Annotated in this window: 24 protein-coding genes and 2 pseudogenes; all 26 read right to left on the bottom strand. The window is 34.0% G+C overall.

Translation table 11 applies throughout. The features are described from left to right. Positions 1-8: 8 nt before the first annotated feature. Entirely contained in the window at positions 9-2,291 is a 2,283-nt protein-coding gene (locus HMPREF0389_RS02245) for a C40 family peptidase (RefSeq protein WP_014262118.1), read from the bottom strand. Continuing rightward, on the bottom strand, positions 2,272-3,297 hold the full coding sequence (locus HMPREF0389_RS02250) for a DNA-methyltransferase (protein ID WP_014262119.1): 1,026 nt from the start codon (positions 3,295-3,297) through the stop codon (positions 2,272-2,274). Before HMPREF0389_RS02250 ends, HMPREF0389_RS02245 begins: the two co-directional genes overlap by 20 nt. Before the next feature lie 13 nt (positions 3,298-3,310). Beyond that, positions 3,311-5,788, bottom strand: a complete 2,478-nt coding sequence (locus HMPREF0389_RS02255; protein WP_014262120.1) for a VirB4-like conjugal transfer ATPase, CD1110 family — start codon at positions 5,786-5,788, stop codon at positions 3,311-3,313. Next, complete coding sequence (locus HMPREF0389_RS02260) at positions 5,748-6,158, bottom strand: PrgI family protein (RefSeq protein WP_014262121.1); 411 nt, start codon at positions 6,156-6,158, stop codon at positions 5,748-5,750. The genes HMPREF0389_RS02255 and HMPREF0389_RS02260 overlap by 41 nt, the downstream gene beginning before the upstream one ends. A 3-nt stretch (positions 6,159-6,161) precedes the next feature. Continuing rightward, entirely contained in the window at positions 6,162-6,611 is a 450-nt protein-coding gene (locus tag HMPREF0389_RS02265) for a hypothetical protein (RefSeq protein WP_014262122.1), read from the bottom strand. Positions 6,612-6,685: 74 nt separating this feature from the next. Continuing rightward, positions 6,686-7,549 carry a VirB6/TrbL-like conjugal transfer protein, CD1112 family gene (locus tag HMPREF0389_RS02270; protein ID WP_014262123.1) on the bottom strand — a complete coding sequence of 288 codons (864 nt, stop codon included), beginning with the start codon at positions 7,547-7,549 and terminating at the stop codon, positions 6,686-6,688. Then, positions 7,549-7,764, bottom strand: coding sequence for a Maff2 family mobile element protein (locus tag HMPREF0389_RS02275; RefSeq protein ID WP_005538895.1), 216 nt, complete (start codon positions 7,762-7,764; stop codon positions 7,549-7,551). Before HMPREF0389_RS02275 ends, HMPREF0389_RS02270 begins: the two co-directional genes overlap by 1 nt. A gap of 3 nt (positions 7,765-7,767) precedes the next feature. Further along, positions 7,768-8,112 (bottom strand): single-stranded DNA-binding protein, encoded by a 345-nt coding sequence (locus HMPREF0389_RS02280; protein ID WP_014262124.1) that lies wholly within the window; start codon positions 8,110-8,112, stop codon positions 7,768-7,770. 289 nt (positions 8,113-8,401) lie between these two features. Further along, positions 8,402-9,229 (bottom strand): annotated as a pseudogene (locus HMPREF0389_RS02285) (VirD4-like conjugal transfer protein, CD1115 family); the annotation flags it as partial. An 11-nt stretch (positions 9,230-9,240) separates the two neighbouring features. Then, on the bottom strand, positions 9,241-9,426 hold the full coding sequence (locus tag HMPREF0389_RS02290; protein ID WP_009429691.1) for a transposon-encoded TnpW family protein: 186 nt from the start codon (positions 9,424-9,426) through the stop codon (positions 9,241-9,243). Positions 9,427-9,514: 88 nt separating this feature from the next. Then, positions 9,515-10,630: a PDDEXK nuclease domain-containing protein gene (locus HMPREF0389_RS02295; RefSeq protein ID WP_014262126.1), complete on the bottom strand. Its 1,116-nt coding sequence runs from the start codon at positions 10,628-10,630 to the stop codon at positions 9,515-9,517. A gap of 175 nt (positions 10,631-10,805) precedes the next feature. After that, positions 10,806-11,519 carry a hypothetical protein gene (locus HMPREF0389_RS02300; RefSeq protein WP_014262127.1) on the bottom strand — a complete coding sequence of 238 codons (714 nt, stop codon included), beginning with the start codon at positions 11,517-11,519 and terminating at the stop codon, positions 10,806-10,808. Positions 11,520-11,599: 80 nt separating this feature from the next. Continuing rightward, entirely contained in the window at positions 11,600-13,240 is a 1,641-nt protein-coding gene (mobQ, locus tag HMPREF0389_RS02305; protein ID WP_014262128.1) for a MobQ family relaxase, read from the bottom strand. Between the two features lie 315 nt (positions 13,241-13,555). Next, the gene (locus HMPREF0389_RS02310) at positions 13,556-13,930 is read right to left on the bottom strand and encodes a hypothetical protein (RefSeq protein WP_014262129.1); all 375 of its coding nucleotides are present in this window, start codon (positions 13,928-13,930) and stop codon (positions 13,556-13,558) included. An 86-nt stretch (positions 13,931-14,016) separates the two neighbouring features. Further along, complete coding sequence (locus HMPREF0389_RS02315) at positions 14,017-14,433, bottom strand: sigma factor-like helix-turn-helix DNA-binding protein (protein WP_014262130.1); 417 nt, start codon at positions 14,431-14,433, stop codon at positions 14,017-14,019. 284 nt (positions 14,434-14,717) lie between these two features. Further along, a complete protein-coding gene (locus HMPREF0389_RS02320) occupies positions 14,718-16,073 on the bottom strand; it encodes an MATE family efflux transporter (RefSeq protein WP_009222493.1) in 1,356 nt (451 codons plus the stop codon). Positions 16,074-16,097: 24 nt separating this feature from the next. After that, positions 16,098-17,492, bottom strand: coding sequence for an ATP-binding cassette domain-containing protein (locus HMPREF0389_RS02325; protein WP_014262131.1), 1,395 nt, complete (start codon positions 17,490-17,492; stop codon positions 16,098-16,100). Next, positions 17,485-18,186 carry an energy-coupling factor transporter transmembrane component T gene (locus tag HMPREF0389_RS02330; protein WP_009525613.1) on the bottom strand — a complete coding sequence of 234 codons (702 nt, stop codon included), beginning with the start codon at positions 18,184-18,186 and terminating at the stop codon, positions 17,485-17,487. Before HMPREF0389_RS02330 ends, HMPREF0389_RS02325 begins: the two co-directional genes overlap by 8 nt. A gap of 19 nt (positions 18,187-18,205) precedes the next feature. After that, the gene (locus HMPREF0389_RS02335) at positions 18,206-18,793 is read right to left on the bottom strand and encodes an MptD family putative ECF transporter S component (RefSeq protein ID WP_009525612.1); all 588 of its coding nucleotides are present in this window, start codon (positions 18,791-18,793) and stop codon (positions 18,206-18,208) included. 19 nt (positions 18,794-18,812) lie between these two features. After that, entirely contained in the window at positions 18,813-19,406 is a 594-nt protein-coding gene (locus tag HMPREF0389_RS02340) for a TetR/AcrR family transcriptional regulator (protein ID WP_009529548.1), read from the bottom strand. A gap of 99 nt (positions 19,407-19,505) precedes the next feature. After that, complete coding sequence (locus HMPREF0389_RS02345; RefSeq protein WP_014262132.1) at positions 19,506-21,353, bottom strand: DUF4368 domain-containing protein; 1,848 nt, start codon at positions 21,351-21,353, stop codon at positions 19,506-19,508. 97 nt (positions 21,354-21,450) lie between these two features. After that, positions 21,451-21,888, bottom strand: a pseudogene (locus HMPREF0389_RS08855) (type IV secretory system conjugative DNA transfer family protein); the annotation flags it as partial. Between the two features lie 40 nt (positions 21,889-21,928). Then, on the bottom strand, positions 21,929-22,093 hold the full coding sequence (locus HMPREF0389_RS02355; protein WP_006627244.1) for a transposon-encoded TnpW family protein: 165 nt from the start codon (positions 22,091-22,093) through the stop codon (positions 21,929-21,931). Positions 22,094-22,206: 113 nt separating this feature from the next. Beyond that, positions 22,207-22,683: a hypothetical protein gene (locus HMPREF0389_RS02360; protein ID WP_014262134.1), complete on the bottom strand. Its 477-nt coding sequence runs from the start codon at positions 22,681-22,683 to the stop codon at positions 22,207-22,209. A gap of 80 nt (positions 22,684-22,763) precedes the next feature. After that, complete coding sequence (gene mobQ / locus HMPREF0389_RS02365) at positions 22,764-24,224, bottom strand: MobQ family relaxase (RefSeq protein ID WP_014262135.1); 1,461 nt, start codon at positions 24,222-24,224, stop codon at positions 22,764-22,766. Positions 24,225-24,463: 239 nt separating this feature from the next. Then, a complete protein-coding gene (locus HMPREF0389_RS02370) occupies positions 24,464-24,784 on the bottom strand; it encodes a DUF3847 domain-containing protein (RefSeq protein ID WP_014262136.1) in 321 nt (106 codons plus the stop codon). Positions 24,785-24,820: the final 36 nt, after the last annotated feature.

Consider the following 24,820-nt stretch of genomic DNA (forward strand, 5'->3'; position numbering starts at 1 on the left):
TCCACCTCCTATTTGGGTCTGCCAAAGCCGTAAAAATGATCTCTCCAATACGGTGTATCTATCCTTGCATACTGAATCGGATCTCCGGCATGAATCATATATCCACCACCTACATAGATACCGACATGGCTTATTGGCGAGCCTGAATTATATGTTCCTTTAAAAAAGATAATATCTCCCGCCTTTGCTTCGCTTGGTGAAACGGGATTACAGTAATTTTTATATATGCCCCAAGCTGTCGTTCTTGGCATATTCTTTATCCCCGAATGGGTATAGGTCCAGCAGACAAAAGAAGAACAGTCAAAGTTATTCGGTCCATTTGCCCCGAAAACATATCTTTTTCCAATATGTTTTTCCGCCTCATGAACAATTCTCTTTACACTTTCCTCATTAAATTCAAGTCCCGGATTGGAAAAATCGGGATTGTTTATAATCTCGGAAAAATCACCACTACCATTTCCAAAGATCAGCTCCATATTTCCTTTGCTTGCAAGTAAAATTTCATAATGGGATAAATTGTCAGGATAAGACTGAAATACCTCTCTGATAATAGAATCCATCTCTCTTTTTTCTAAGGTTACAATGAGTTTCTTATACTCATACGGCTCTTCATGACTTTCCGTATGTTCATTGCCGTCAGCATCCGTATAACTGGATGTTACGGTTTTATATCTGATTTCAATCTCTTCCTTATAGGTTAAGGTATACATATTTTGAAACAGACTTTGAAGTTCACTTTCCACCTCAGAGATATTCTTTACAATTCCATAACGGGCTGTGATATAAGACAAGAGTTCATGGACATCATGACCGATTTTCTCTTTGCCTTTTACAATATATTCATCATAACCAGGATGATTTTCCTCCACACTGTCCATTTCTTCTTGCAAAGCCTGTTCTAAAGATGAAAACTCCTGATTGGTTTCTTTGAGTACATCTTCTGATGATAAGTAGGTTGTCCCTACGGTATTTCCTACCATCCCCGTTCCCATATTCATCATCATACTTCCCGCCTGAAAGAGCATAAAAAATATTCCTACCGCTAAAAGTAATAGGAATACTGCTTTTTTGCCTCTTGATTTTACAAATTCGCCAAAGTGTTTGCTTGACTCTATCAAGGACTTTTTTATTCTGTTTTTTACACTGTCTTTATACTTCTTTTGAATCTGCTTTTTATACTGCCTTCTTTTAAAAAATTGTCTGAGCCTTGAGGTATTTTGGTAATCCGCACTTTTTTTCATCTCTTCCATATTCTTTTGAAAAAAGAGTTTCTTTTCTTGATTTTCAATGTTTTTGCCTAATTTTGTTATCTTTTTTTGCCTTCTTAAGTTTTTCTTTTTTCCATGATGATAGATTTTCCTTGAAATATTTTCGACTTGATCGCTAACCTTATATGCAGCATCAACTCCTGCATTATCCTCTTTTCCGCTTTCTAAATACCGATTTACCATCCCCGTTGCTATTACAGCACTTTTAGCACTTTGTGCTTTTCCGTCAATCCCCTTATTTTTTAGTTTCTGCTCCTGTTTTTGCTTTTTTTGGCGTAACTTGGATATTTTCTTTTCCTGATTTTCAAATTTCCCTTTTCTTTTTTGTGATGGATCTTTATCAGCAGTTTTTCTTTTATCATTTACATCCTGAAATGAATCCTTTTTCGTATCCTTATTTCTTGTGAACTCCTTATCATCAAAATTACTCCTCACATATTTCTTCTGCTTTTCCGATTTTGGACTTTCTTTTAAAAAGGTATCTTTTGCATAATGTTTGTATCGATTATTCTTGGATTTTGGATTTTTTACATATTCATCATAAATTTTTTCCTTATCATTTTGCCTATTATCATACTTTTCATCATCTGTAAGAGTTCGATAGGATACTTTACTATCCCTAAAATCCACATCGTATCTGTCTATTACGCCATCGTTATCCATATCTTTCGATAATGGATCATAGACTTCCTTTTCTTCCTTTTGAAATTTATTGATCTTCTTTTGCATCTTTTTTCTACGTTTTTCGGCTTGAAAAGAAGTGCTATTTTGATTTATATTTCCCGTATCCGATGAACGATAAGAAGATATATTTTTATCTAAGTTATTGTCCTTATATCCTCTATACGAATTATTTGATCGCTTTCTTTCGTGTAAAGGAAGTTCTTCTCCCGACATTTCCTCTTTCAATAAAGCTTCATTCAAATTTTTGGGGGATTCTGTTTCATAATTAGTTTGAATTTTATGTTGAACAGACTGTTTTTCTTGATTTAACAGTTTTTCTCTATTCTTTGCATACCTCATATTCTTTTTCTTTGTCAATCTTTTCCACCTCCTCACTGATTCTTTTCCTTGCAAGCTTACAATACTCCTCATTTAATTCTATTCCGATATATTTTCTATCTTGCATAAGTGCTACAAATCCGACAGTTCCACTTCCAATAAAAGGATCAAGGATTATCCCGTCTTTCGGGCAACCTGCAATCATACAGATTTCAGCTAACTTCGGTGGAAAGACTGCATAGTGGTTTCCACGGAAAGATACAGTATTAATGGTCCAAATATCCCTTTTATTACGAAACTGCGGAATATTATCTCCCTTGTACTGCCCATATTTTCTCGCCTTATTTATTTTTTGTACACTTATCCCTGCATCCTCCTTCAGATATTTGTTATCCTCACTTCTTCCTCTTACATATCTTTTTTTACTGACTTCTTTCATCGGCTCTGCCATTTGTTCATAGTCGTAATAATATCTTGGCGATTTGGAAAGCAAAAACACATGTTCATAAGAACGAGTTGGTCTGTCCCTGCAAGCCTCCGGCATGGCATTTTCCTTATGCCAGATAATATCGGAACGAAGATACCATCCATCTTCTCTTAAAAGTAAAGCCAATCGCCATGGAATTCCCATTAAATCCTTTGCCTTGTATCCTAACACCTTTTGTGTAATCGAGGGATTTTGTCCATTTCTTTTCTTTGGATATTTAGGATCCATATACTGTCCCTTTCCACCTCCCGAACCGGCATAGGAATCGCCAATCACAATAAAGCAAGTCCCGCCCGATTTTAATACTCTTCTCACTTCACGAAATACCGCTACCAATCTGTCAAGATACTCTTCTACCGTCTTCTCTCTTCCGATTTGCTCTTTTTTATGATAATCTCTCAGTCCATAATACGGAGGAGAAGTAATACAAGTGTTTATGATTTCATCCGGAAATTTTCTTAAAGTTTCAAGTGCATCCCCACAAAGAATCGTATTGATATAGCTATCTAAAAAACTTGTATGTTCTCCTTTATTCTTCATTCCGCTCCACCTCCTATTTTTCATTTTTTCCTGTTTCACTCAATTTGGTTGTTATTAAAGAATAGAGTTTTGTATTTTTCGGAAACTGGTCTATAAAAGGAACAATCGTATTTCCATAAAAGAGTAGTCCCTCTCCTTCCCCTGAGTTGGTTACATAGGAAAGTTGGTGCTTGGAGATATTCAGTTTCTTAGCCAATATATCTCGATCCGTTCCCGCTTGGTTAAGCATTAAAATGAAGTCGGTATTGTCAAAGATATTTTCAATTTCAGGACTTGCAAGCAGGTCCTTGATATTTTGAGTAAGTCCTGTCGGCATACCTCCCCATTTACGAAATCTCTTCCAAATTTCAATGGAATAATTGGCAGTTTGCGGTTCTTTTAAGAGCAAATGAAATTCATCGACATAATATCTTGTCGCTTTTTTACTTGCTCTGTTAATCGTTACTCTGTTCCACACCTGATCTTGCACCACGAGCATACCAATTTTTTTAAGCTGTTTTCCAAGTTCCTTAATGTCATAGCAAACAACTCGGTTGTTCGTATCGACATTGGTACGATGATTGAAGACATTCAGACTTCCTTTTACATAAATTTCCATTTCTACTGCAAGTTTCTTTCCTACCGTTTCTTCCTGTTTTTGAAGTAGGTTATATAAATCCTCAAGTATTGGCATATTTTCCGACACAGGATTTTCAAAGTAGGCTTTGTATAAAATCGGTAAACAACGGTCAATAACGGAGATTTCCTCTGCACTTAATTTCTTTTCTCCAACCACCAGTTCAAACAGGGATAGTATGAAGTCGGATTTTAAGGATAACGGATTATCTTCATCGGCATAATCGATGTTAATATCCAGTGGATTTACATAGTCTTTTGAAATGGGCGATATTTTAATCACCTGTCCTTTTAGAGCTCCTACCAGTGGTGCATACTCGGCTTCCGGATCTGCTATGATAATATCATCATCGGTAATCAAAAATGCATTGGTAATCTCCCTCTTCGCTGCAAAGGATTTACCGGAACCCGGTGTACCTAAGATTAACCCATTTGGATTTTTTAACTTTTTACGGTCTGCCATAATAATATTTCTGCTTAGTGCATTCAAACCATAATATAAGCTCTCTCCTTTGATAAAGAGTTCTTCCGTTGTAAATGGTATAAAGATAGCGGCTGCACTGGTGGTAAGTCCACGCTCTATCTCCACTTCATTGATTCCAAGCGGCAAACTTGCAACAAGTCCCTGTTCCTGTCTGTAATTTAGGTTTTTTAAACTGCAATTATGTCTGTTTGCAATAGATTTTAAGGTAAATACCGTATTGTCCAGTTTTCCCTTACTTTTACTCATATTCATAAAAAGAATGGTTACCAAAAACATCTTTTCATCATGATTTTGTAGTTCTGATAGCAGGTTCTTTGCTTCTGTCCCATAAGTTACAAGGTCGCTCGGCAAGATGTCGATATCATAGCCTGCACGTATGGCTTTCTTATTTTCCTCAAGCTTCATCTTGTCTAAATCCGTTATTTTTCTTTTTACATTCTTAATCGCTTCCATCTGATCAATGGCTTTGATATGAAAGGTAACAACCATATTTTCTTCCAACGCCAAAAACTCCGACAGCATTTCATCTTTAATATCCGATGCTAAAAGCTGTAAGAAATTCACTTCAGCAAAGACTTCTCCGGATTTAAAATAGGTCGGTTTGGAAAAATTAAAAGACGGAGGAACAATATATTCTTTCGTCGTCAGTCCACTGTATTTTAAATCTTCAAAGGAAAAAACAAGTTTATCGTTTGGATTTAAAATATCGTGAATAACTTTTAAACGCTCCTCACCATCAAGTACATAGGCTTTTACTCCCATCTGTTTAAAGTTGTTTAACACATCCATTTCCATTCTCTCAAGTCTGCTCTTTGCCTGCTTTAAGTCCTCCGCCTCTATGGTAAAGGTAAGATACATACTCTTGGATAGTCCGTTATTTCCTTTAGAGCTTTGGTTTAAGAGCATTTGTCTGTATTCATTTCTAATTTCATTAAAGTCATCCATATTTTCTTTAATATCAATCAGTTTACTTATTTCCTCATTTTCACCGATACTGTTGATATAACTGAACTCCACTTCCACAGAGGAATTAAAGAAATTTAGAAAAGAAGAAAATTCCGAGAAAATACTTTCTTGATCTGCTTCTTCCATTAAGCGATAGTTGATATCCAAAAATCGAATGGTTTTATTAAATTTGTTCTTTTCAATCTGACAAATTCCGTCCTTTAACATTCGCTTATAGGGAATGGTATCTTGTACGGTTTCCTTTTTCTCCTCTTTCATAAAAAAAGGAAACCACCCGTTTTTCCTTGATGATTTCCCATTTGTTTTAGACTTTATTTTTTTCTTTCCTGATTTTTTAAGTTCCGATAACTCTTTTTTATTTTTCCTAAGTTCCAACTCTTCTTTTTTAATTCGTTGTTCCTGTTTTTTTCTTTTGTCTTTGTTCAATTTTTTTCCTCCTTCCGTTTGCCTTATTTTTACTTCCTGCATCCTGCTTTTTTGTTTTCTCCGTATGATAAATGCTTTTTGCTTTGTATATCCTGATCTTTTTACTGTTATGAAACTTCAAGATATATGCCAAATGTTTTTCAAAGGGTAAATTGTCCTTTTCATAAAGCGTTGCAAAAAGAACAGGTAAGACTGCTATACTCATTACAATCATAGAAATATCCGTACTCAGATAATTTTTACAAAGCATATATACAGGAAAACCGATAAGCCCCGCTATGCTAAATCCAATCAGCTGCCTTTTTGTCATATTCAGGGCTACCTTGGTTTTTACTTTCGTCAAATCCTTTGGTACTTTTACATATGCCATCGCTTATCCCCTATCTTTTTCTATGATATTTTCTTCTCTCATATTGGAAAGTGCTTCCAAATGCTCCCAAAGTGAGATGATTTCCTCTTTACAGCTTTCCAGTTCTTCTAATAGTTCTTTATATTCGCTTTGTTTTTTTACTTCTTCCTCCACACTCTTTACCTTTTCACTAATGAAAAGGACTTCTTTGAAAAGGGCATCCAGTACAGTAACCGACAGTTCTCTAAATTCCTGCTGTTTTTCTTCTTCACTCTTTTCTTCCTCTTTGAGATACTCTTCTTCCCAAAACCGGATATCATCTTCTGTTTCTATAGCATTTTCTTCAAATTCGCAAAATCTATCCTGCTTTTTATATTTACTTCTCACTTTTATCATTCCTGCTACTGCCGAAGCAAGTGAAATTACGGTTGCAACTCCTAGAAATATTCTTGTTTTCCTATTGATGTTTTTCATAACTGCCTCCTTATTCTTATATTTTTTTGTTTTGATTATTTCATCAACTTCTGCTCATTTTGAACAAAAGTCTTTTAATGGCTGTTTAAAATTGCCTTTGCAATACTTCCGGATTTCATCATCATAACTCCAAGAATCAGTCCATATGCAAGCACTTGTAAAATACTTGTATGAATATCCGTGAAATTTACAGTTTTAACTAAAACCGCATAAATTCCAAAAAAGATTAGGATGAAAAGTCCCTGAAGTCCAAGGGCAAATAGACTTTTAATATAGTTTGTTCCGATACTTCCCCATTCTTTATTTCCCATGGTAGAAAAAGGAATTGCTGCAACGGAACAGTAAATATATATCTCAATCATTCTTCCATACAGGATTACAGTGATTAAGATGGATAGAATCGTTAAAGAAAATTTAACCAATCCCGTCTCAAGTGCAATCCCGATGAGTGTTCCAAGACTTTCCGTTTTGAGGGCATCGACCATAGCATCAAAATTACCCGGTGTAATGTTTGCACTTGTCCCCACAACACCTGCCGCCTTTCCTATCATGGACTGTGCAACATCAAATACTGCCATCGAAAAATCGAAAGCATGGGATACAAGCCATACAGCTATCCACATCTTAATGATATACTTAAAAAATTCAAAGGTATCCGTATCCTGCATAGAATTTTTTCTCATTACCACTTGAATCAGTTCTATACAAAGTATTGCGGTTAAAATTATCGCTGCTATGGGCAAAACAACATTGGTATTGATTGATTTGATGAAGGTAAAGACCTCCGAGTTCCAAGAACTCGGAGTTTTACCTACTTCTCCTGCAACGGTAGATACCTTATCATTGATATCCACAAGCATTGCAGAAAGATTATCTTTAATAATATCAATCATAATATCCTTGAAAAACTCATTTATTTTTTCGAATAAATTAAGCATTATTTCAAGACATTAGCAAGTAGTGGAATGAGTTTTAGCCCTATTAAAACAATTCCTCCACCGCTCATCAATTGCTTTATCCCCTGACTCTTCGCACCGGGGTTATCCGAACCGTATCCTTCAAGTAGGTTGATAACTCCCCATGCACCAAGTCCTGCACCGATTGCCATAACCAAAACTTTAAGCACATTGACTGCTTGTACAAAAAAATCCATAATTTACTCCTCCTTGTTTTCTTCCTGTTCTTTTTTGTTTTCTATTTCTTTATCAATTTTGTTGACATGCTTTACAATAAAGTTTCTGTAAGTTTTATCCTCCTTTTGAACTTCTTTGTAATATCCGTAGACATGGATGAAATCACCTTTTTTAAAATCCTTTGTAATCTCTGTCTTTTCTCCATAGACATTACAATTGATATATTCTTTCTGTTTTTCTCCCGTTTTTCCCATCTTTCTAAAAAGTGTAAAGTTTGCAACTGTTACTTCCCCGTCTTTTCCCTGAATGGTTTTGATTTCTACATCACCTATCAGGTTTCCGTTGATATTCAGCATTTCTTTTTGCATATACATCCTCCATTTTCATTTCTTTTGATTTCATCAAAAAAAGACCACAACTTTTCTATTTTGTCATGGTCTTATCTATATTTTTTCATATTAAATTTTATCTTTTGTTCATTAATAACTTCTGCTCATTTTGAACTAAAGTGGGTGGACTTCTTCCTTTTGCCTTCATTGAATCATTTCTCCTTTGTTCTTTTTCAATTCGTATTTCTATTTTTTAAACTCAGTCATTTTTAAATATTCCTTTTCAAAGTTTAATCTGATAGACACTTCTGCTCATTTTGAACTAAAGTTATCCCTCATCATCAATTTCCACTAAAGTTACTTGCATCGTTTCTTTTAGATTAACGTTGTCTTTTCTCTTTAGATATTTTTCTATATCAAAGGTATTTTTCTTATTGTAATCGGAAAGCTGTTTATAATTTTTATGCTTGGTAATATCGAATTTATCTGAAAGAAAAGGTCTTACACCTCTAAGCTGAAAGATACATTTGCTTCCGTCCATGACCGTTATCTCATCTTGGCTCATCAGTTCTTTTCCAGTCTTTTGATAGTTAAGTCCGAAAGACTTTTGATTTGACCTCGTTTCCGACGTGTTATATAGGTCGATAGTTTCTTTTCCCAGTGTTTCAGACAATTCTTTTAGCGTAGTTTTCTCCTTGCCACCAAGAAACAAGGTACTATCACAGTTACCTACAATTGTATCAGCGTTATCCTTGTAGATTGCCTTTAGCTGAGATTGTGCCTGAAGTATGATACTTGCAGAGATTTCCCTGCTTCTGATGGTTGCAATCAGCTTTTCAAACTTTGGAATTAAGCCAATATTTGCAAACTCATCAAGCAGGCATCGCACATGGACAGGAAGCCTGCCACCATATACATCATCCGCCTTATCACACAAGAGATTAAATAGCTGAGAGTACATAATGGACACTACAAAGTTAAAAGTATCATCGGTATCGGAGATAATAACAAAGAGGGCAGTCTTTCTATCACCAAGAGTATCCAATTCCAATTCATCTTCTTGCATCAAGTCCCTAAGTTCCTGAATGTCAAAGGGAGCAAGCCTTGCACCGCAAGAAATTAAAATAGACTTTGCTGTTTTTCCTGTTGCTACTTGTCAAGGACTTTTTAATCAAAATCATCTTTTTTTTCGTCCGATTTTCTCCGAAATTCCCTCAACATTATCCTTTTTAGTTTATCTTGCATAGTTTCACTGCTTTTATCATTAAAATGGACAATCACCTCATAAGTGGTTTTTCCAATCTTCTTTATCGTCTTTGTTCCTGTAGTTTGTTCATTTCTTTTTTCTTGCATATTTTCTCCTTTCTTTGCAATAAAAAATGACGATTAGTGATTTTTTCCAATCGTCATTAGCCAATATTTATTCATTTCTTTGATGTTTTTAATTATCCGTATCTATTTCTTTGATCTTTTTCTCTATTTCTTCAATACTCGGCAAACTGCTCTTATATTCTGCTTCAAGTAATTTAGTAATCTCATATTTGCTTATACCTATAGGTTGCGATATTTGTTCTAATGAGTATTCACAAACGACATCGTTTTTATCTTTGCAAATAAGAAGTCCAATCGTAGCATTATCTCTATCAGTTTTTAACTCTCTATTCACTGCTGTTACATAGAAATTAAGCTGTCCTAAATGTTCCGGCTTAAACTTCTCCGCTTTCAGTTCTATAACAATGTAAGAATGGAGTTTCAAATTGTAAAACAGTAAATCAATATAAAAATCATCCCCATTTATATTTATGTGATATTCTTTGCCTATGTAGGCAAATCCCTCACCAAGTTCAAGTAAAAAATCAGAAATCTTGTCAACCAGTTCTTTTTGAAGTTCCCTTTCATCATATCCTTCACGAATGGTAAGAAAATCAAAATGATATGGATCTTTTAATGTCTGTCTTGCAAGATCTGATTGCAGAGCGGGTAACCTTTTTTCAAAGTTTGTTATAGATTTTCCTTCCCTGCCATATAATCCACTTTCAATTTGATGTACAAGTACATTCCTACTCCATCCGTTCTCAATAGTTTTATCAACATAATATATGGCTTCATCAATGGTCTTGCACTTATTTATTATCCTTTGATTATGTCCCCAAGGTATCTGTTTAATATGGTTGATAACTCTTTCATCAAATTGGGCTACAGGCTGTAGTCCTTTTGAATTGCTGTCGTTATTTTCTATTTCGGCTACACCTTGTAGCCCTTTCATATAGAATAAATACCACCTTCTGATATACTTAATATTTGTTTCGGAAAAACCTTTCATATCAGGAAACTCTTTTTGCAAATCTTTAGCTAACGATTTTATAAAGGCATCTCCCCATGAATGTTGTTCTTGATTTTTTACAATGTATTCTCCCAAAGTCCAATACAAATCTAACAGCTCATAATTTACCTTTATTGCAGCTTTAAGTTGACTATTTCTTACTTTCTCTTTTAACTCTAACAATAACTTTTTATACTCACTATCACTTGTGATAGACAGCTCTTTCTTTTCCAAAGGTCATACCTCCTTACTCCTAATAATATTTAATTATACCAAATTTATCAATATTTTTCATCTGCTAATTTCCTTCAAGTTGAGTTTTAAAGCTTAATTTTTATCTTAGGTATACTTTGATGCCTCTTTTAGTCTTAACGCTCTAAAAATGCCTTCACACCGCCTTATAGGATAGCTATAAATGTTCTCCCTTGTCATAATCTTCAATAGTCGGAATCTTGCCGGTCTTTTTCTGTGATAGTTTATCCTTGTCTTGCTCATACCAATTAAGGATAGTTACATAATGGTCTTGATATGTCTTTCCGGTACTCTTGATATACCTTGACAGTTTTTCAATCATCGTGTCGGTATGACTTTGTAGCTTTTCTTGTAATGCCTTATATTGTTCGTCTGTAAGGATAATGTTTTGATATTCTCCATATTTTTTTGAATTAGGGGGCGGGGTGCTTTCTTCTCTCCCCTTATCTATACTAACCTTATCTAATCTACCCTTATCTATACTGGGTTGACCACTTGTCAACCTTTGGTCAACCAAATGACAACCAACCTCTTTGATATACATTCCGTTTTTAGTTTGGGATAGGCTCTGCACCTCATTTTCATAAAGGGTCGGTTTATATCTGTCTTTACGGATAAAGTTGTTGATTTTCCAATGCGTAATGACGATAATTCCTTGTTCAAAGACAATCACAAAGCCTTTGGCAATAAGTATTTTCAGGTCATCTTCATTCGCTCCGATAATCTTGATGATTTTCTTAGGATTATTTACAAAGCCGTCATCATCTGCCCTCATTGATAGATGAAAATATAGGCATTGACTACTTAGTGGCATATCTAAAAATAAATCGCTATCCACTATCTTGAGTGAAAACATTCTTTTATCTGCCATTTTTCTCTCCTCTCTTAGTTTTTTAAGGATGTCGTGATTTACGACACCCTTCGTTTTTGATGTTATCCCATTTTAGGACTTCATCTTTCCTCATTCCTGTAATAGTTCTTTGTCTTTTCCTTTCGTTTTTCGTAGGCTTCTTGTTGCTCCTGATATTTCTTAATCTGTGCAATGACACTTGGTTTTTCTCCTCTCTTAATTGCCTTGTCAATCTCAATAGATAGGTCTATGCCATAATCTTCATTGACGGTTTTCACTGCATACTTGATATGGTTAATATTTTCATATTCTTCTTTGATTGATTGAGATTGTCTATTAAGTTTAGATATTTCACTTTCAAGGCTTTGGATTTCTTTTTTCCAGTCCTTTATCTTAATCGCCGATGATCTTGTTATCTTTTCAAGAATTGCCCTTGCTCTTTTGTATTTATCTATCTGTTCTTTGTGTGAATTGTAAAAGCTATCTTTGAATAGGGATTTACTGTTCCATTCCTCAAAGACTTGTTTGTTATCTTTGATGATGTCCGCATAGGCAAAGCCTTTATTCAGGTTTTCTATTCTTGTGGTTTTCGCTTTAATGTCTTGACTAATCTTCTTATTTTTTGCTTGTAATGTACTTATCTTTTCTTGTAGGTCTGCTATGGTTTTAAGATTATTGTCCTTTAGATATATCCTTGCTTTTGAAAATCGTCTTAGGTCTGCTCCTATCTTTTTGTTGCTTGCATAGGGGTTTAGTTTTCTTGCTTTTTCTCCCTGTATATCGTAATAGATGGAAATGTACTCATAGAGATTAAAGAGTTCCGCCTTATTCTCATATTCTTCTTTTTTCTCCTGTTTGTATTCATCATATTTTACTTGCAGACTTCCAAGTAACGAGCCTATCCAAGATGTAAGTTTTGATAGTTCTGCTTTTAACTTCTTAAATTCTAAGTTCAAGGCAATGATTTTTCTGTTTTGGTTTCCTCTTTCTGTCTGTATGCCTTTTTTCTCCATCTGATAGCTGCTTGTGCCTAAATGAATTTGTGGGAGTTCTTCTCTGCCTTGTTCTTCAAAGGTGCGTGGATCTATTCTCTTTTGGATATTGTTCCTTTCCAAATATCCATTTGCTTTCTTTGAAAAGTTTTCTCTCCACTCTTTTGCTTTGTCAGGTTCGTTCCAATCGTTCAGATTTACTTTTCTTGATTTGTAGTTTCCACTTTTCAGCTTTATCTTTTCTCCGTTTTCATCAAGAATATATTCTTTTCTGCATTTCGGTTTCCATTTTCCCTCACTATCCATTTCTCTTAGGGTAAGTAAGATATGGGCGTGTGGTTGTTCTTCATGATCGCTTGCCATAGGATTATGAATATTACAGTCCGCTATCATACCTTTAGAAGTAAAGTTTTCTTCTATAAATTCGCTGATTAACTTTATTCTGTCCTGTTCATTTAATTCTCTTGGCAGTTCAAAGAGTAGATTTCTTGCAAGTTGTGAGTTTTTACTTTTTTCGATTTTCTCAACTTCATTCCATAGGTATTCTCTGTTTGAAAACTCTTTCGGGATATGTTCCGGCAGAAATATTTTTGAAAATACAAGGTCTGTTTTTTTAGAATAGTCATGTGTTTTTCCATAGTATTCATCTTGTAATTTATCTCTTGCATTATATGCAGCTTTTGCAATCATGCTATGTCCCTTTGACCTTGTAACGATATCTACATGGGTATGCAAACTTTTGATTTCCATTCTCTTTTTCTCCTTTATCTGTTTTCAATTTTGGAATTTTACTATCCTAATGTTCAGGTCGTATCTTCGCTCCCTTTTTCAAAGGGCGCAAAGATACACCGTTTGACTACGGTGCTTTGCGTTCCTGCGGAAAGCTTATAGCTCCGCTAAGGAAACAAAAACGCTAAAGCATTTTTATTTGTTCAAGGGGGCTACTCCCCCTTAGACCCCTGTGAACTTTGCTTTTTGTAGATTTTCAAATCCACAAAAAAAGCAAAGTGTTAAAATGTTTCTCACTTTGCTCCATCTCAATCCCTAATACATTTTTGTCTTTTCTTATTCTTCCTCTGTCAGTTCTTCAAAATCATCATTTCCGTTTTCTTCTCCAAGATTTGAATTTTCTTCTAATGAGATTTCTTTTTCTCTTAAATGAATTTCTGTAAGCTCTTTTAGCTTTTCTCTATTTCGATTATCGGAAAGTACATAATCTAAAAAGGCATAGATTAAATCATTATTTGTTTCTTCCTGCATACCTGTAATTTCTCTTTCAAAGGCTTCAAATACGCCTCCTTTTTCCACTTTTCTTTTCGTATCGGCACTTCTTTTCAGTTTGCTTTTTTTCTGTTTTAATAGCTTAATCTTGTTTTCCGCCTGTTCTTTTTTCTTGGTTTCTTTTTCTAACTGGCTCATTACATTTTCTAACTCTTTCATTTTTCATTCCTCCGTTTCAATATTGTTGCGTTCCAAATAAAGAAAGGCTAAGCACCTTTTTTAGATACTTAACCTTTCCCATCTCTTTAGAATTTATCTTCTAAAAGTTTTCTTAGTTTTTCTAAAATCTTATCCCTCCTTTTTCCGATTGCTTGATAGCTTACTTTTTCTTTTTTGCCAATCGATCTTAGACTTTCTTCTTTGTAGAAAATGGCTTCCATTAACTCTCTTTCTTTTTTTGTGAGTGTAGCTAATGCCTTGTTTAATTCTTCAATTTGCATTTTGACTTCTACAATTTTTTCTAAGTCTATTCTTTCATCTATGATATTGTCTACAAAGTGTCCGTCATAATCCATTGCTGAAAATGGAATCACGTCATACTTCCAATCCTTTCTCTGAAGATATTTTTCATGCTCGGTTATCTTCCAATAGGCTTTATATACTTCTTCACTTACCTTTACCGCTTTGCCTTTGACATAAAGGTAGTAATCCTTTTTATCCATTGTGTATTCCTCCTTTTCTGTTCTCTGATTTTGCTTTTTGAGAATAAAAAAAGGAGGACTTCTACACTTTGGCGTAAAATGTCCTCTGAATTGAAAAGAGTTTACCTTTTCTTTAGATGTATTTAATTGTTTGAGAGAATAGACAACTATAAGGCAAATAGAAATTTTTATTATTTATTTCTTTTGTATATAAAGATTTTTTCATCTTAATCACCCATCCCTTATAGTTAAATAATGTTCATACATCAAACCTTTCTCATTTTTTCTTTTGTCTTTTGAGCTACCTAACTTTTTGTAATTTGTTGTTTTCCCATTTTCCTAAGTTCATTAAGCATTAAAAACAGCCCAAACATAATCATACTAAAGTCTACGATAGGTTCTGTCCACCAAACTGCTGACGCTCCAAATGCCTTTGGAAATAATAATATTGCAGGAATAAATAAAACTAACTGTCTAAGCATTACAATCATACCTGCTTTTTTCCCATCTCCTATGGATTGGAAAAATGTGAGTGTCATAATCATAATTCCATATAAGATGAATGTAGAATAAAACATCTTAAAATTTACAACACCAACTTCAATAATCTCCCTTCTTACACTGAATAATGATAGTAATTTTTCTGAACAAAACATTGATGGTATCCATGAAGCTGCTGCAAGAATTGTTGCACCATACATAAAAATCTTCATCGTATCTTTTACTCTTCCGTATTGTTTCGCTCCGAAATTAGCTCCAATAACAGGTTGTAACCCTTGACTCATCCCCCACAGTGGAATAAAGGAAAACATATATAATCTCATTGTAGCAGACATCAAAATTCCCCAATCATCTCCTCCATACGCAAAGGCTTGCTTAAACAAAAATGTTTGCTGTACTGCAAATAAAATTTGCATCATCATTGCCGAACTTCCTATACTGAACATTTCGCTATAAATTGCCTTGTATTTTTGAATTTTATGGATACCCACAAAAGCACTTTTCTTTGAAAAATAACTGAAAGTCAATATAGCTTGTACAATTTGAGATATAACAGTGGCAATAGCCGCACCTTCAATCGCATATTCTCCCATTAACTTCATAAAAATAGGGTCTAAAATGATATTTAATATAGCTCCTGCTCCCATAATCTTCATAGATTGCTTTAATGCACCTTCACCACGCATTGTCATATTGCCGGCTTGAGCAAAATTCACAAATATTGAGCCGAAGAAAACTACTCTTAAATATCTCACACCAAGTTCTTTAATATTTCCTTTAGCTCCTACCAAATCTAAAAAATGAGGTGCAAAAACTAAACCCAATATTGTAATAATTACAGAGAAAAATATTACCCAGTAACAAAAATTCCCGAATATTTTATCTGTTGTTTCTTTGTCCCCTTTTCCAATCGCTCTTGATAGTATTGAGGCACTGCCGACTCCTATCAATGCCGATATTCCTCCATTTATAATCGTTAAGGACATAGATACACTAATTGCTGACATAGCATAATCACCAATCAACCATCCTGCAAATATTCCATCCATAAATGGATACAACCCTATAACAATCATTCCAATTATTCCGGGAATTGCCAACTTAAATAACAGTTCTTTAGGACTTTTGGTTAATAGTTGTGTTTTCATATCTTCTTTCATTGTATCATTCTCCTTTGCCTACATTTATTTCATAAACTCATATACTTTTCCGTTACATCTATCTATAAATTCATAATCGTGTGTGATTATGATAATTATCTTTCCTTGTTCGGTCATTTTATTAAGAAATCCAATCAAAATATCCATCTGCCTTTTACATAGTCCGCTTGTCGGTTCATCGAAAATTATGATAGGCTTCTTGCTTAGCATTGACATAGCAAGTAATAATCGTTGCTTTTCACCTCCCGATAATGAGTTTGGGTGCATTTCTTTTTTATCAAATAAGTTTACTGTTCTCAAAATTTCATTTTTTAATTCATTCTCCTTAGTAATAGTTGAAATTTCTTGCCATACAGACTCTGTAAAAAGTTGATAATTAACATCTTGCATAATCGCAAAAATATTTTCACATCGTTTTTTTACTTTTACTCCGTTATAAAAAACCTCACCTGTTCCTCTCGTCAGTCCCATCAGTAAATTGATAAAAGTGCTTTTCCCAACACCATTTTGACCAATGATGAAATTGATACCGGATTCAAAGGCAATACTGAAGTCAAAGATTGCGGTTCTTTCATGTTTTTTTTTGAAATTCAAACAAGATAATGCTTTACAATCAAGATCTGAAGAATTTTTCTTTAACACTTCTACTTGCTTATATTTCCTGCTTAAAAAATTGTTTTTAGAAATCGCATTAAAACTCCTTAGATTGTGTTTTTCAGAAACCTGTTCAAAGAAATCATCACAAAAATGCTCTTTTGTATATTCTTTATAAGTTCCATTTTCTATCACACACAATTTATCAATCGTATCTTTCAGATAAAACAATCTATGCTCCACAATGACGATAATTTTCTTTCTTTTTTTCAGTTCCTCAATGGCTTTCTGTAAATGCTCTATTGCAGCCTGATCTAAAGAAGAAGATGGTTCATCCAACAAGATAATTTCATTTTCAGAAATTCCACAAGCCGTTACTGCAATCAATTGTTTTTCGCCTCCGGATAATTCAAAAATATTTCTGTCCAATAATTCTTTTGTACCTAAAACCTCTGAATAATACCTAATTTTATCTAAAATCAAATTCTTATCTATGTTTCTATTTTCTAACTGAAAAGCCAGTTCATCGGTTGAATTGATACAATAAAATTGTGTTTTAGGATTTTGAAACACTGTGGATATAAATTTAGATCGTTCCAATATCGTCAAGCCAAACAGTGATTTTCCGTTAAATACAATATCTCCTTCTAATTCTGCATTATTGTATTCCGGAATAATTCCATTGATAACTTTTAGTAAGCTACTTTTTCCTGTTCCTGAATGTCCTGTAATGACGGTTACTTCACCGGGTTTGAAAATCATATTTATATTTTTCAATATGCTTTCACCGTCAAAACCCACTGTTAAATTTTGTAATTCAAGCATATTTTCCCCTTATATATAGATAGATTATCCATGCCATTATTAAGAAAAACATAAAGTCAACAAGTCCCATATATGTTTCACTAATACTTGTCCTCTTTTGATTTACAGCCAACCCTTTCGTCATAGCTGATACCGTCAAATCATCTGCTGCCTTTGATAAGCACATCAATAATGGCACTAATCTATATTCAAATAATAAAATTGGACTCTTTATTAACTTTTTAAGCGTCAATCCTCTCAAACGCATAGCTTTTTTTATATTACTATAATCAATCCTTGCAGCATAAAAGAAACGTACCATTACCGTCAAGGGAATGGCTATTTCATCAGGACATTTCATTTTTTTTAATGAGTAAATGCTTTCTCCAACATTTGATGTAAGTATGGTATATCTCCCCATCAAAAATGCAGGAAGAATTTTTTTAATAACCATCACTATTATCAATAAAATTGCAACCACAGGATTGTAATTAAGCCCTATCAGAAATTTATCAGCAGCATAAACAAACAAAAGAGTAGCCACTCCAATAATAGCTACTCTTATATATTTTGCGTTAATTAAAAGTATTATCGGAATTGTGGATATTAAAATGGCTTGCACGAAATACTTTGTTTGAATATTGCCTAATACCATCACATATGAAAGAACTATCGTCATAAAAAGTTTTGTACGAAAATCAAGTTTGATTATCATCCTAACTCTCCATGAAATCTTATTTTTCCATACCGGTTTTTTTGAAGTGTTTTTTTAGAAATGCCATTCCAATGCTACAACCTATATATGCACCGATAATTCCTACTATTGCCATTACAACAATAATCCAATTTGGCATAACACTAAGCATCTTATCAATGAACTCTTGATCGTATCCTTGTTCTAACATTTGCTTAATATATTCATTTCTTGATATAAAAATTGGAAGCCAATTTCCTAACGTGCAAAGAGGAGCAATTGAAAATGCCAATCTTGCTTTCTTTACATTGGTATATTCTCCTGATTTCAAAATTATTTCAGCAATAATACCGGCGATAACAGCCGTTAATAATGCCCAAGGTCCATGTCCCATAGCAACATATATCAATGCAATCAATAATGATTGAATAAAAATCATTCCTCTTTTTTTAATTTTGGTAGAATATAGCATATTTACAGGTCCTACCAAAACTCCCTGTGCAAATGGGACAACCGGCATTAAAACCGGAACCATTGCTAAAAATGATCCAATCATCATAAATATGAATCCTAATACGGAAAATAATCCTATATTGATTAAATCCTTTACCTCTAATCGTTTGCTCATTTGAAACCTCCTAATTGTTTTAATTTTTCTTTTCTACATCAACAATATAATTTATCATTGTTTCTTTTATATATCGTTTATGCTCGCTATAAGACTTTCTCGCACCTAAAATTTCTGAACTTAATATCAATCCATTGATATAATTCACTAAAAAACCGTCACCAAATATATCTGCTTTAATTCCAAGCTGCTTGGCGATTAAACTTAGCTCATTAGTCGTATTAAGTTTCAATTCTTGATACAACTTTTCCAAATCCTCATTATATTTTTTTGCCTGTAAAAGGAGCGTATATAATCTCATCAAATCTGTATCAGCCAGTGACTTATCAACCAAAATATCACCCATTTGCTGATATTTATCTTTGCCTCGATTATTTTCCAAATACTCATTTATCAAGCTGTTTCTGTAATCATTACCATCAAGCATTAAGTCTTTAAGCATTTCATTTGTACTTGCATAATGATGATAAACACCCCCTCTACTCATACCTATCTCTGTAATGACATCTTCCATCGTTGTGCTTTGAAAGCCTTTTGTTAAAAAACATTTTTTTGCAGCTTCTCTAATTTTCTTTTTTTTGATTTGTCCTACTTTTTGTTTTTCTTCTTTCAAAATGAAGACCTCTTTTCTACTCAACAAATAAAAAACCGACAATGTCGTCGGTTTTTATTATATACTATATGATAGTTAATGTCAACTAACTATTGTATATCATTTTTGTTTTTTAAATATTTTTCTATACTCACTTACCAGTATCCCTGTTCTTTTCAAAACCTTTAACTTATCCTGTTTTTTCTTTTCTCTCCTTGCCTTATATCTGTCCTCATATTCTTTTTGCTTGCCGTTTGCTTTACGTTTCAAGTAGTTTTGATGAAGCCTGTCTTTTCTTGCCCGTTCTTTTTCTTCCTCCTCCCTTAATTTCTGCATTTCTTCTTCGGATAATTCTTCTTTCGGCGGTTCATAGTTCCCGATAAAGTTGAAGTAGATTTCTACTTTCTGATTGGCGGTTTGACTGCCTTTTCGATCTCGTTCGTGTATTAAGATTTTTTCTACAAACTCGTTGATGATGGTCGGTGTCAGTTCATCAAAGTTATCATAGCGTTCAATCAACCGGATAAACTTTTTGGCTCTGTTGGTTTCTTTTTCGTATCGCTTGATGGCTTTTTCCAACCCATCGATTTCTTTGCTGAGTTCTCTTTGCTCTGTTTCATACTGATTATTTAAGATTTCATATCGGGTATTCGGTATCTTCTCCAATATCATATCTTCATATATCCGACACATTAAACGTTCCAGTTCCTGAAGCCTGTTTGTACTATCTGTGAGCCTTGTCCTTTTCTTTTCCATTTCTATTTTTTCGCTTTCTTCCATTTCATTTTGAATGGAATGGAGAAAGGCTTCGTTATCTTCATCAAGGCTTTTCTTAATGTCTTGTAGGGTGCTTTGAATGAGATTTAATACCACTTCTGCTTTTATCCTGTGAGCGGAGGGACAAAGTGTCCCACAAGGTACTTTTGTGTAGGCACTACAAGTATAATAGGGGATATTCTTGTAGTTGCTCGTTCTGTGAACATACATTTTACTGCCACAATCAGAACAGTACATAAGCCCTGTAAGAGGGTGATAGTCGCCCCAACCGTCGGGATACCGTTTGACATTTCCTCGTATTCTCTGCACATTATCAAAGGTTTCTTGGTCGATAATCGGCTCGTGGGTGTTTTCAAAGATGAGCCAGTTATCTTCAGATACATATTTGCTTTTCTTATCTTTGAAATGTTTTCTTGTCTTGAAGTTGACCGTATGCCCTAAGTATTCTTGTTTTTTTAAGATACTTGCAATCGTGGAACTGCACCAACGATATGGATATTCAAACACTTTGCTTTGATGTAGTCCATATCCCAATTTCTGCTGATGATAGGCGGGTATATCTATCTTGTCGGCTTCTAATATCCTTGCAATGGCATAGGGTCCTTTTCCGTCCATTGTCAGATGGAATATTCTTCGGACAACTTCTGCCGCTTTTTCATCGATAATCCACTGATTTTTATCGTCCTTGTCTTTTATATAGCCATAGGGTGGACTGCTTCCTGTATGCTTTCCGCTTTCTCCTTTCGCTTTGAATGTGGACTTGATTTTCCTTGAGGTATCTCTCGCATACCACTCGTTCATAATGTTTCGAAAAGGGGTAAAATCATCGTCTTTGTAAAAGCTGTCTACATTGTCGTTTATGGCAATGAGTCTTACTCCCTTTTGTCTTAATATCTCCATACATTGACCGACTTTGAGGTAATCTCTGCCAAGTCTTGACATATCCTTTACGATGATACAACCGATATTTCCTTGATTGACTCCGTTCATCATTGCCATAAATCCCAGACGATCGAACTGCGTCCCGCTGATTCCATCATCGGTAAAATGAATGATGTTGAATAGATTATTTTTGCTTGCATATTCTTCAAGGATTTTCTTCTGATTGACGATCGAATTGCTCTCGCCTTGTAGTTCATCATCTCGGCTTAACCTCTCATACAAAGCGGTTATTTTCTCATAATTTCTCACGATTACCTCCTTTCGCTCAAATTCTTCAATAAAAAAAGAATTAAGCAAAACATTTTTCACTAAAATTGTGATGAAGTGTTCTTCTTAATTCTATTACTCCGGCAGCAAGTTTATATTTTCGGTATTGCTTGACTGCAAAGTGATTCGGCTTTTCTTTTTCCAGTGCATCAAACATATAATCCACTGCATTTTTAAAGTTTTCATCTTCTTCTCTCACTTCGCTGGCATCAATAAAGGCAAGTAGACTTTCAAAATTTTGCTCTTCTTCCGGTGCTTCATAATACAGGTAGCCTATTAAAGCTGTATAATACAAGCGTTCCGCTTTACACCAAAAATCTTCCGTAGATTTTTCTCCTTCGCCCTTTGTATTTGCCATAATCGTCTGTACCAGTTTTAGTATATCTTTTTCACTCCTTAGATACGCAAAGGGATTGTAGTGCATAGATTTTTTGAAGTTTATGGTATTTAGCACTTTAATTTCATATCCATGTTTTTCTAACATCTTTCCGCACTCAACAAGGACGGTACCTTTTGGGAAGATTTGTCAAGGACATAAACAAAATTTTTTGATAAATTTATATCTTCTCTGTTTCTCTCTTGATTAGCTTTAGTATTTTATCCTTGTATGTTTCCCCTGTACCTTGCTTGAAATGTAGGTTTACAGTGTATTTTGTTTTTCCAATATCCATTATTAACTGTTTATGTTGTGGTTCTTTTATTACTCTTTTTTCTTCTTCCATGTGTCCTCCTTTCCGTTTTTAAGCAAAGAAAAAACAGCAAACCTTTGTGATTTACTGTTCCTGTGTTAGTTCTTATTAAGTCGTTCGTTAAATAAACTGGAAATTTATCATTATTAAGGACAAACTCTATCCCATCCCATGCCTGGTATATAAATCCATCTTTTCAAACTATTTTCGTATATATCAAAAAAACCAGCCACAAATACATTTCTTTTTCGTTGTTCCTCATTTTCAGAAGGCATATCATGAATAAGATTCATATAAATTCCAAAATTGTCATTATTCAGCTTTCCCAATTTATATTCTTTATGATACAACTCATAAGCTTTATCTAAAACATCAGAATATTCTTTCTTAATAAATTTCATCGCTTGCCTATAATCTACAAAAATAGGTTGATTATATTTATTGGCTCCAATTTTTAAATCATCATACTTATTAAACTCTTGAATACTAGCTCTACCATTATACTCCCCTGTAACCCTATCACTTGCCGCATAAAAACCTCTTATAAGAGCAAAGTAACCTAAAAACAGAATTAAAAGTAAAATTGAAAAAATAAAAATTATTATTTTTCTCTTTTTTGTCATTTTCATTCTCCCATAAATAATAAAATTTAACTTGCATTTATCTTTATATATTAGCTATTATACCATTTTTTCACTTAGTTTTATAGGTCTAACTCATTCCGCTTTACCTGTGATAGTTGTTTTTCTTGTATCTGTAACTGCTCTATACAGTTCTTAACTTTTTCAGCTTGTTCAACTTCTTCTCGTATCTCTAATATTTGATTGTATAGGTTATTTTTTTCTTTCCTCAAAGTGCCTATTTCCGATTTCCATTTTGATACATTTAAGGTCTTGCTTTCCCCTAAATGCTCTTTCAAATATTTCTTGGCACTTTCAAATAAAATAATCTCTGCGGTATGTTCATTGTAGAAAGTATCCTGCTTGTTTTTCTTTAGCTTAGTATAGGCTTTGTAAGTATCCTTATACTTCAAATATTTTTCGGCTTGGTCGATAAGCTGTGTTTTATCATCAATCTGTTTTTCGGTGTCTTTAATAGCTCTTGTGGTCTTGTAATTCTTATCTCGTAAAGTAACTATGTTTTCTTTCAGTTCAGATGCGGAAATGATATTTTTCTCTTTTAAGAACTGATAGCTTTCGATGTATTTTTCTAAATCTGTATTATGGTTATCTGCATTTTTACGGATAAGATTTCCAAAAACGGATAGCAAACTTTCTTTGGGTGGGAGGGTGGATTTGAGATTATCAGTTTCTGCTTTTTCTTCTTTTCCAATTCCTCTTATCCAATTTAGTAAGGTTTTTATTCTTCTTGCAATCTCTTTTAATATCTTATTCTGATGTTTGATTTCACGATTTATATTTCCTCTGTCTGTGGCTATCCCTTTCTTCTCCATTTGACTTGCTGATACACCCATGTGAATTGTCGGTATTTGTTCTATGCCTTGTCTTTGATAGGAACGATGGTCTACTTTTTCCTGTATGCTGTTTTCTTCCAAATATTTATTTGTAATATCTGCCCATGCTTTTCGCCACTCTTCTGCTTTGTCTTGTTCGTTCCAATCTGTTGTATTTATTTTTCTTGTTTTGTAATTGCCGTTTTTGAGTTTTATCTTTTCTCCGTTTTCATCAAGGATATATTCTTTTTTTGATTTTGCTCCCCATGTTTTATCTTCGTTTAGTGGTCGCATGGTAATTAGAATATGACAATGTGGGTTTCCGTCATTTTTATCATGCAAGGCAATATCGGCACACATACCGACTTTCACAAAATTTTCTTTCACATACTCTCTTACAAGTTCTATCTGTTTTTCTTGGTCTAACTCTTTAGGTAAGGCAATTTCTATTTCTCTTGCAAGCTGTGAGTTTTTGCTTTTCTCTATTTTTTCAACACTGTTCCATAAAACAGAACGGTTTGCAAATTCCTGTGGTGCATTTTGTGGTAAAAGAATTTCGGTATGAGCTATTCCGCTTTTTCTTGTAAAGTCATGGACTATGCCGTCATATTCATTTTTTATCTTTTCGCCACTTCGATAGGCGGAAGCTGCTACTGCACTTTTGCCTTTGCCTCTTGAGATAATCTTTATGCAAAGATGATATATCGCCATAAGATAAGACCTCCTCTCCTTTTTTGATATAGGAATGGTGGAAATGGATAAGACTTACTAAAAAAATCGGATTGTTTTTATCCGATTTCTTTTGGTAAGTACATAAGGGGTAGGAAATTTATTTCCGTAGGGGAGTGTAGCTCCCCTGTATCAGCTTTAGCTGATATGCTCTCTGCAAGAGCCTTCGGAGAACGCACACACCCTTTAGGGTGTATAAGTGCGCCCTTGTAAACAAGGGACTACTCCTCTGTGTCTATTTCTTCCTCTTGGTTTTCTGTATTTTGATTTTCGCTTTGTCCTCGCTTCTCTATGATTTTTAGAATTTTTTGATTGACTTCTTCTTTGATATTTGGGAATGTGATGAGCTGATAAAATTCATCTTTTGTAAAATCCTTGCTTTCAGTAAAGATACTTTCAAAGACTGCTCCTTTTTCATAAAGGCGTCTATCTCGCTTTTTTCGTTCTTCCTGTTTCTGTTGACTGATGAGCTTTTTTCTTTTGTTTTGTAACTGCTTAATTTCTTCTTCTGCCATTAAGATTTTTTCATCTATGTTTTTCATTTTCTTTGTCCTTTCTTTTTAATTATGAGCAACAAA

The sequence above is a fragment of the Filifactor alocis ATCC 35896 genome (assembly GCF_000163895.2).
In the GTDB taxonomy this organism is placed as follows: domain Bacteria; phylum Bacillota; class Clostridia; order Peptostreptococcales; family Filifactoraceae; genus Filifactor; species Filifactor alocis.

Coding starts and splice junctions, on each gene's coding strand:
- HMPREF0389_RS02325 (WP_014262131.1), bottom strand. CDS start 17,492: ATGCTTGAATTACAAAATTTAACAGTGGGTTTTGACGGTGAAAGCATA.
- HMPREF0389_RS02360 (WP_014262134.1), bottom strand. CDS start 22,683: ATGACAAAAAAGAGAAAAATAATAATTTTTATTTTTTCAATTTTACTT.
- HMPREF0389_RS02290 (WP_009429691.1), bottom strand. CDS start 9,426: ATGCAAGAAAAAAGAAATGAACAAACTACAGGAACAAAGACGATAAAG.
- HMPREF0389_RS02370 (WP_014262136.1), bottom strand. CDS start 24,784: ATGAAAAACATAGATGAAAAAATCTTAATGGCAGAAGAAGAAATTAAG.
- HMPREF0389_RS02330 (WP_009525613.1), bottom strand. CDS start 18,186: ATGATAATCAAACTTGATTTTCGTACAAAACTTTTTATGACGATAGTT.
- mobQ (WP_014262135.1), bottom strand. CDS start 24,224: ATGGCGATATATCATCTTTGCATAAAGATTATCTCAAGAGGCAAAGGC.
- HMPREF0389_RS02275 (WP_005538895.1), bottom strand. CDS start 7,764: ATGGATTTTTTTGTACAAGCAGTCAATGTGCTTAAAGTTTTGGTTATG.
- HMPREF0389_RS02265 (WP_014262122.1), bottom strand. CDS start 6,611: ATGAAAAACATCAATAGGAAAACAAGAATATTTCTAGGAGTTGCAACC.
- HMPREF0389_RS02250 (WP_014262119.1), bottom strand. CDS start 3,297: ATGAAGAATAAAGGAGAACATACAAGTTTTTTAGATAGCTATATCAAT.
- HMPREF0389_RS02245 (WP_014262118.1), bottom strand. CDS start 2,291: ATGAGGTATGCAAAGAATAGAGAAAAACTGTTAAATCAAGAAAAACAG.
- HMPREF0389_RS02260 (WP_014262121.1), bottom strand. CDS start 6,158: ATGGCATATGTAAAAGTACCAAAGGATTTGACGAAAGTAAAAACCAAG.
- HMPREF0389_RS02335 (WP_009525612.1), bottom strand. CDS start 18,793: ATGAGCAAACGATTAGAGGTAAAGGATTTAATCAATATAGGATTATTT.
- HMPREF0389_RS02320 (WP_009222493.1), bottom strand. CDS start 16,073: ATGAAAGAAGATATGAAAACACAACTATTAACCAAAAGTCCTAAAGAA.
- HMPREF0389_RS02270 (WP_014262123.1), bottom strand. CDS start 7,549: ATGCTTAATTTATTCGAAAAAATAAATGAGTTTTTCAAGGATATTATG.
- HMPREF0389_RS02315 (WP_014262130.1), bottom strand. CDS start 14,433: ATGGATAAAAAGGATTACTACCTTTATGTCAAAGGCAAAGCGGTAAAG.
- HMPREF0389_RS02280 (WP_014262124.1), bottom strand. CDS start 8,112: ATGCAAAAAGAAATGCTGAATATCAACGGAAACCTGATAGGTGATGTA.
- HMPREF0389_RS02300 (WP_014262127.1), bottom strand. CDS start 11,519: ATGGCAGATAAAAGAATGTTTTCACTCAAGATAGTGGATAGCGATTTA.
- mobQ (WP_014262128.1), bottom strand. CDS start 13,240: ATGGAAATCAAAAGTTTGCATACCCATGTAGATATCGTTACAAGGTCA.
- HMPREF0389_RS02355 (WP_006627244.1), bottom strand. CDS start 22,093: ATGGAAGAAGAAAAAAGAGTAATAAAAGAACCACAACATAAACAGTTA.
- HMPREF0389_RS02310 (WP_014262129.1), bottom strand. CDS start 13,930: ATGAAAGAGTTAGAAAATGTAATGAGCCAGTTAGAAAAAGAAACCAAG.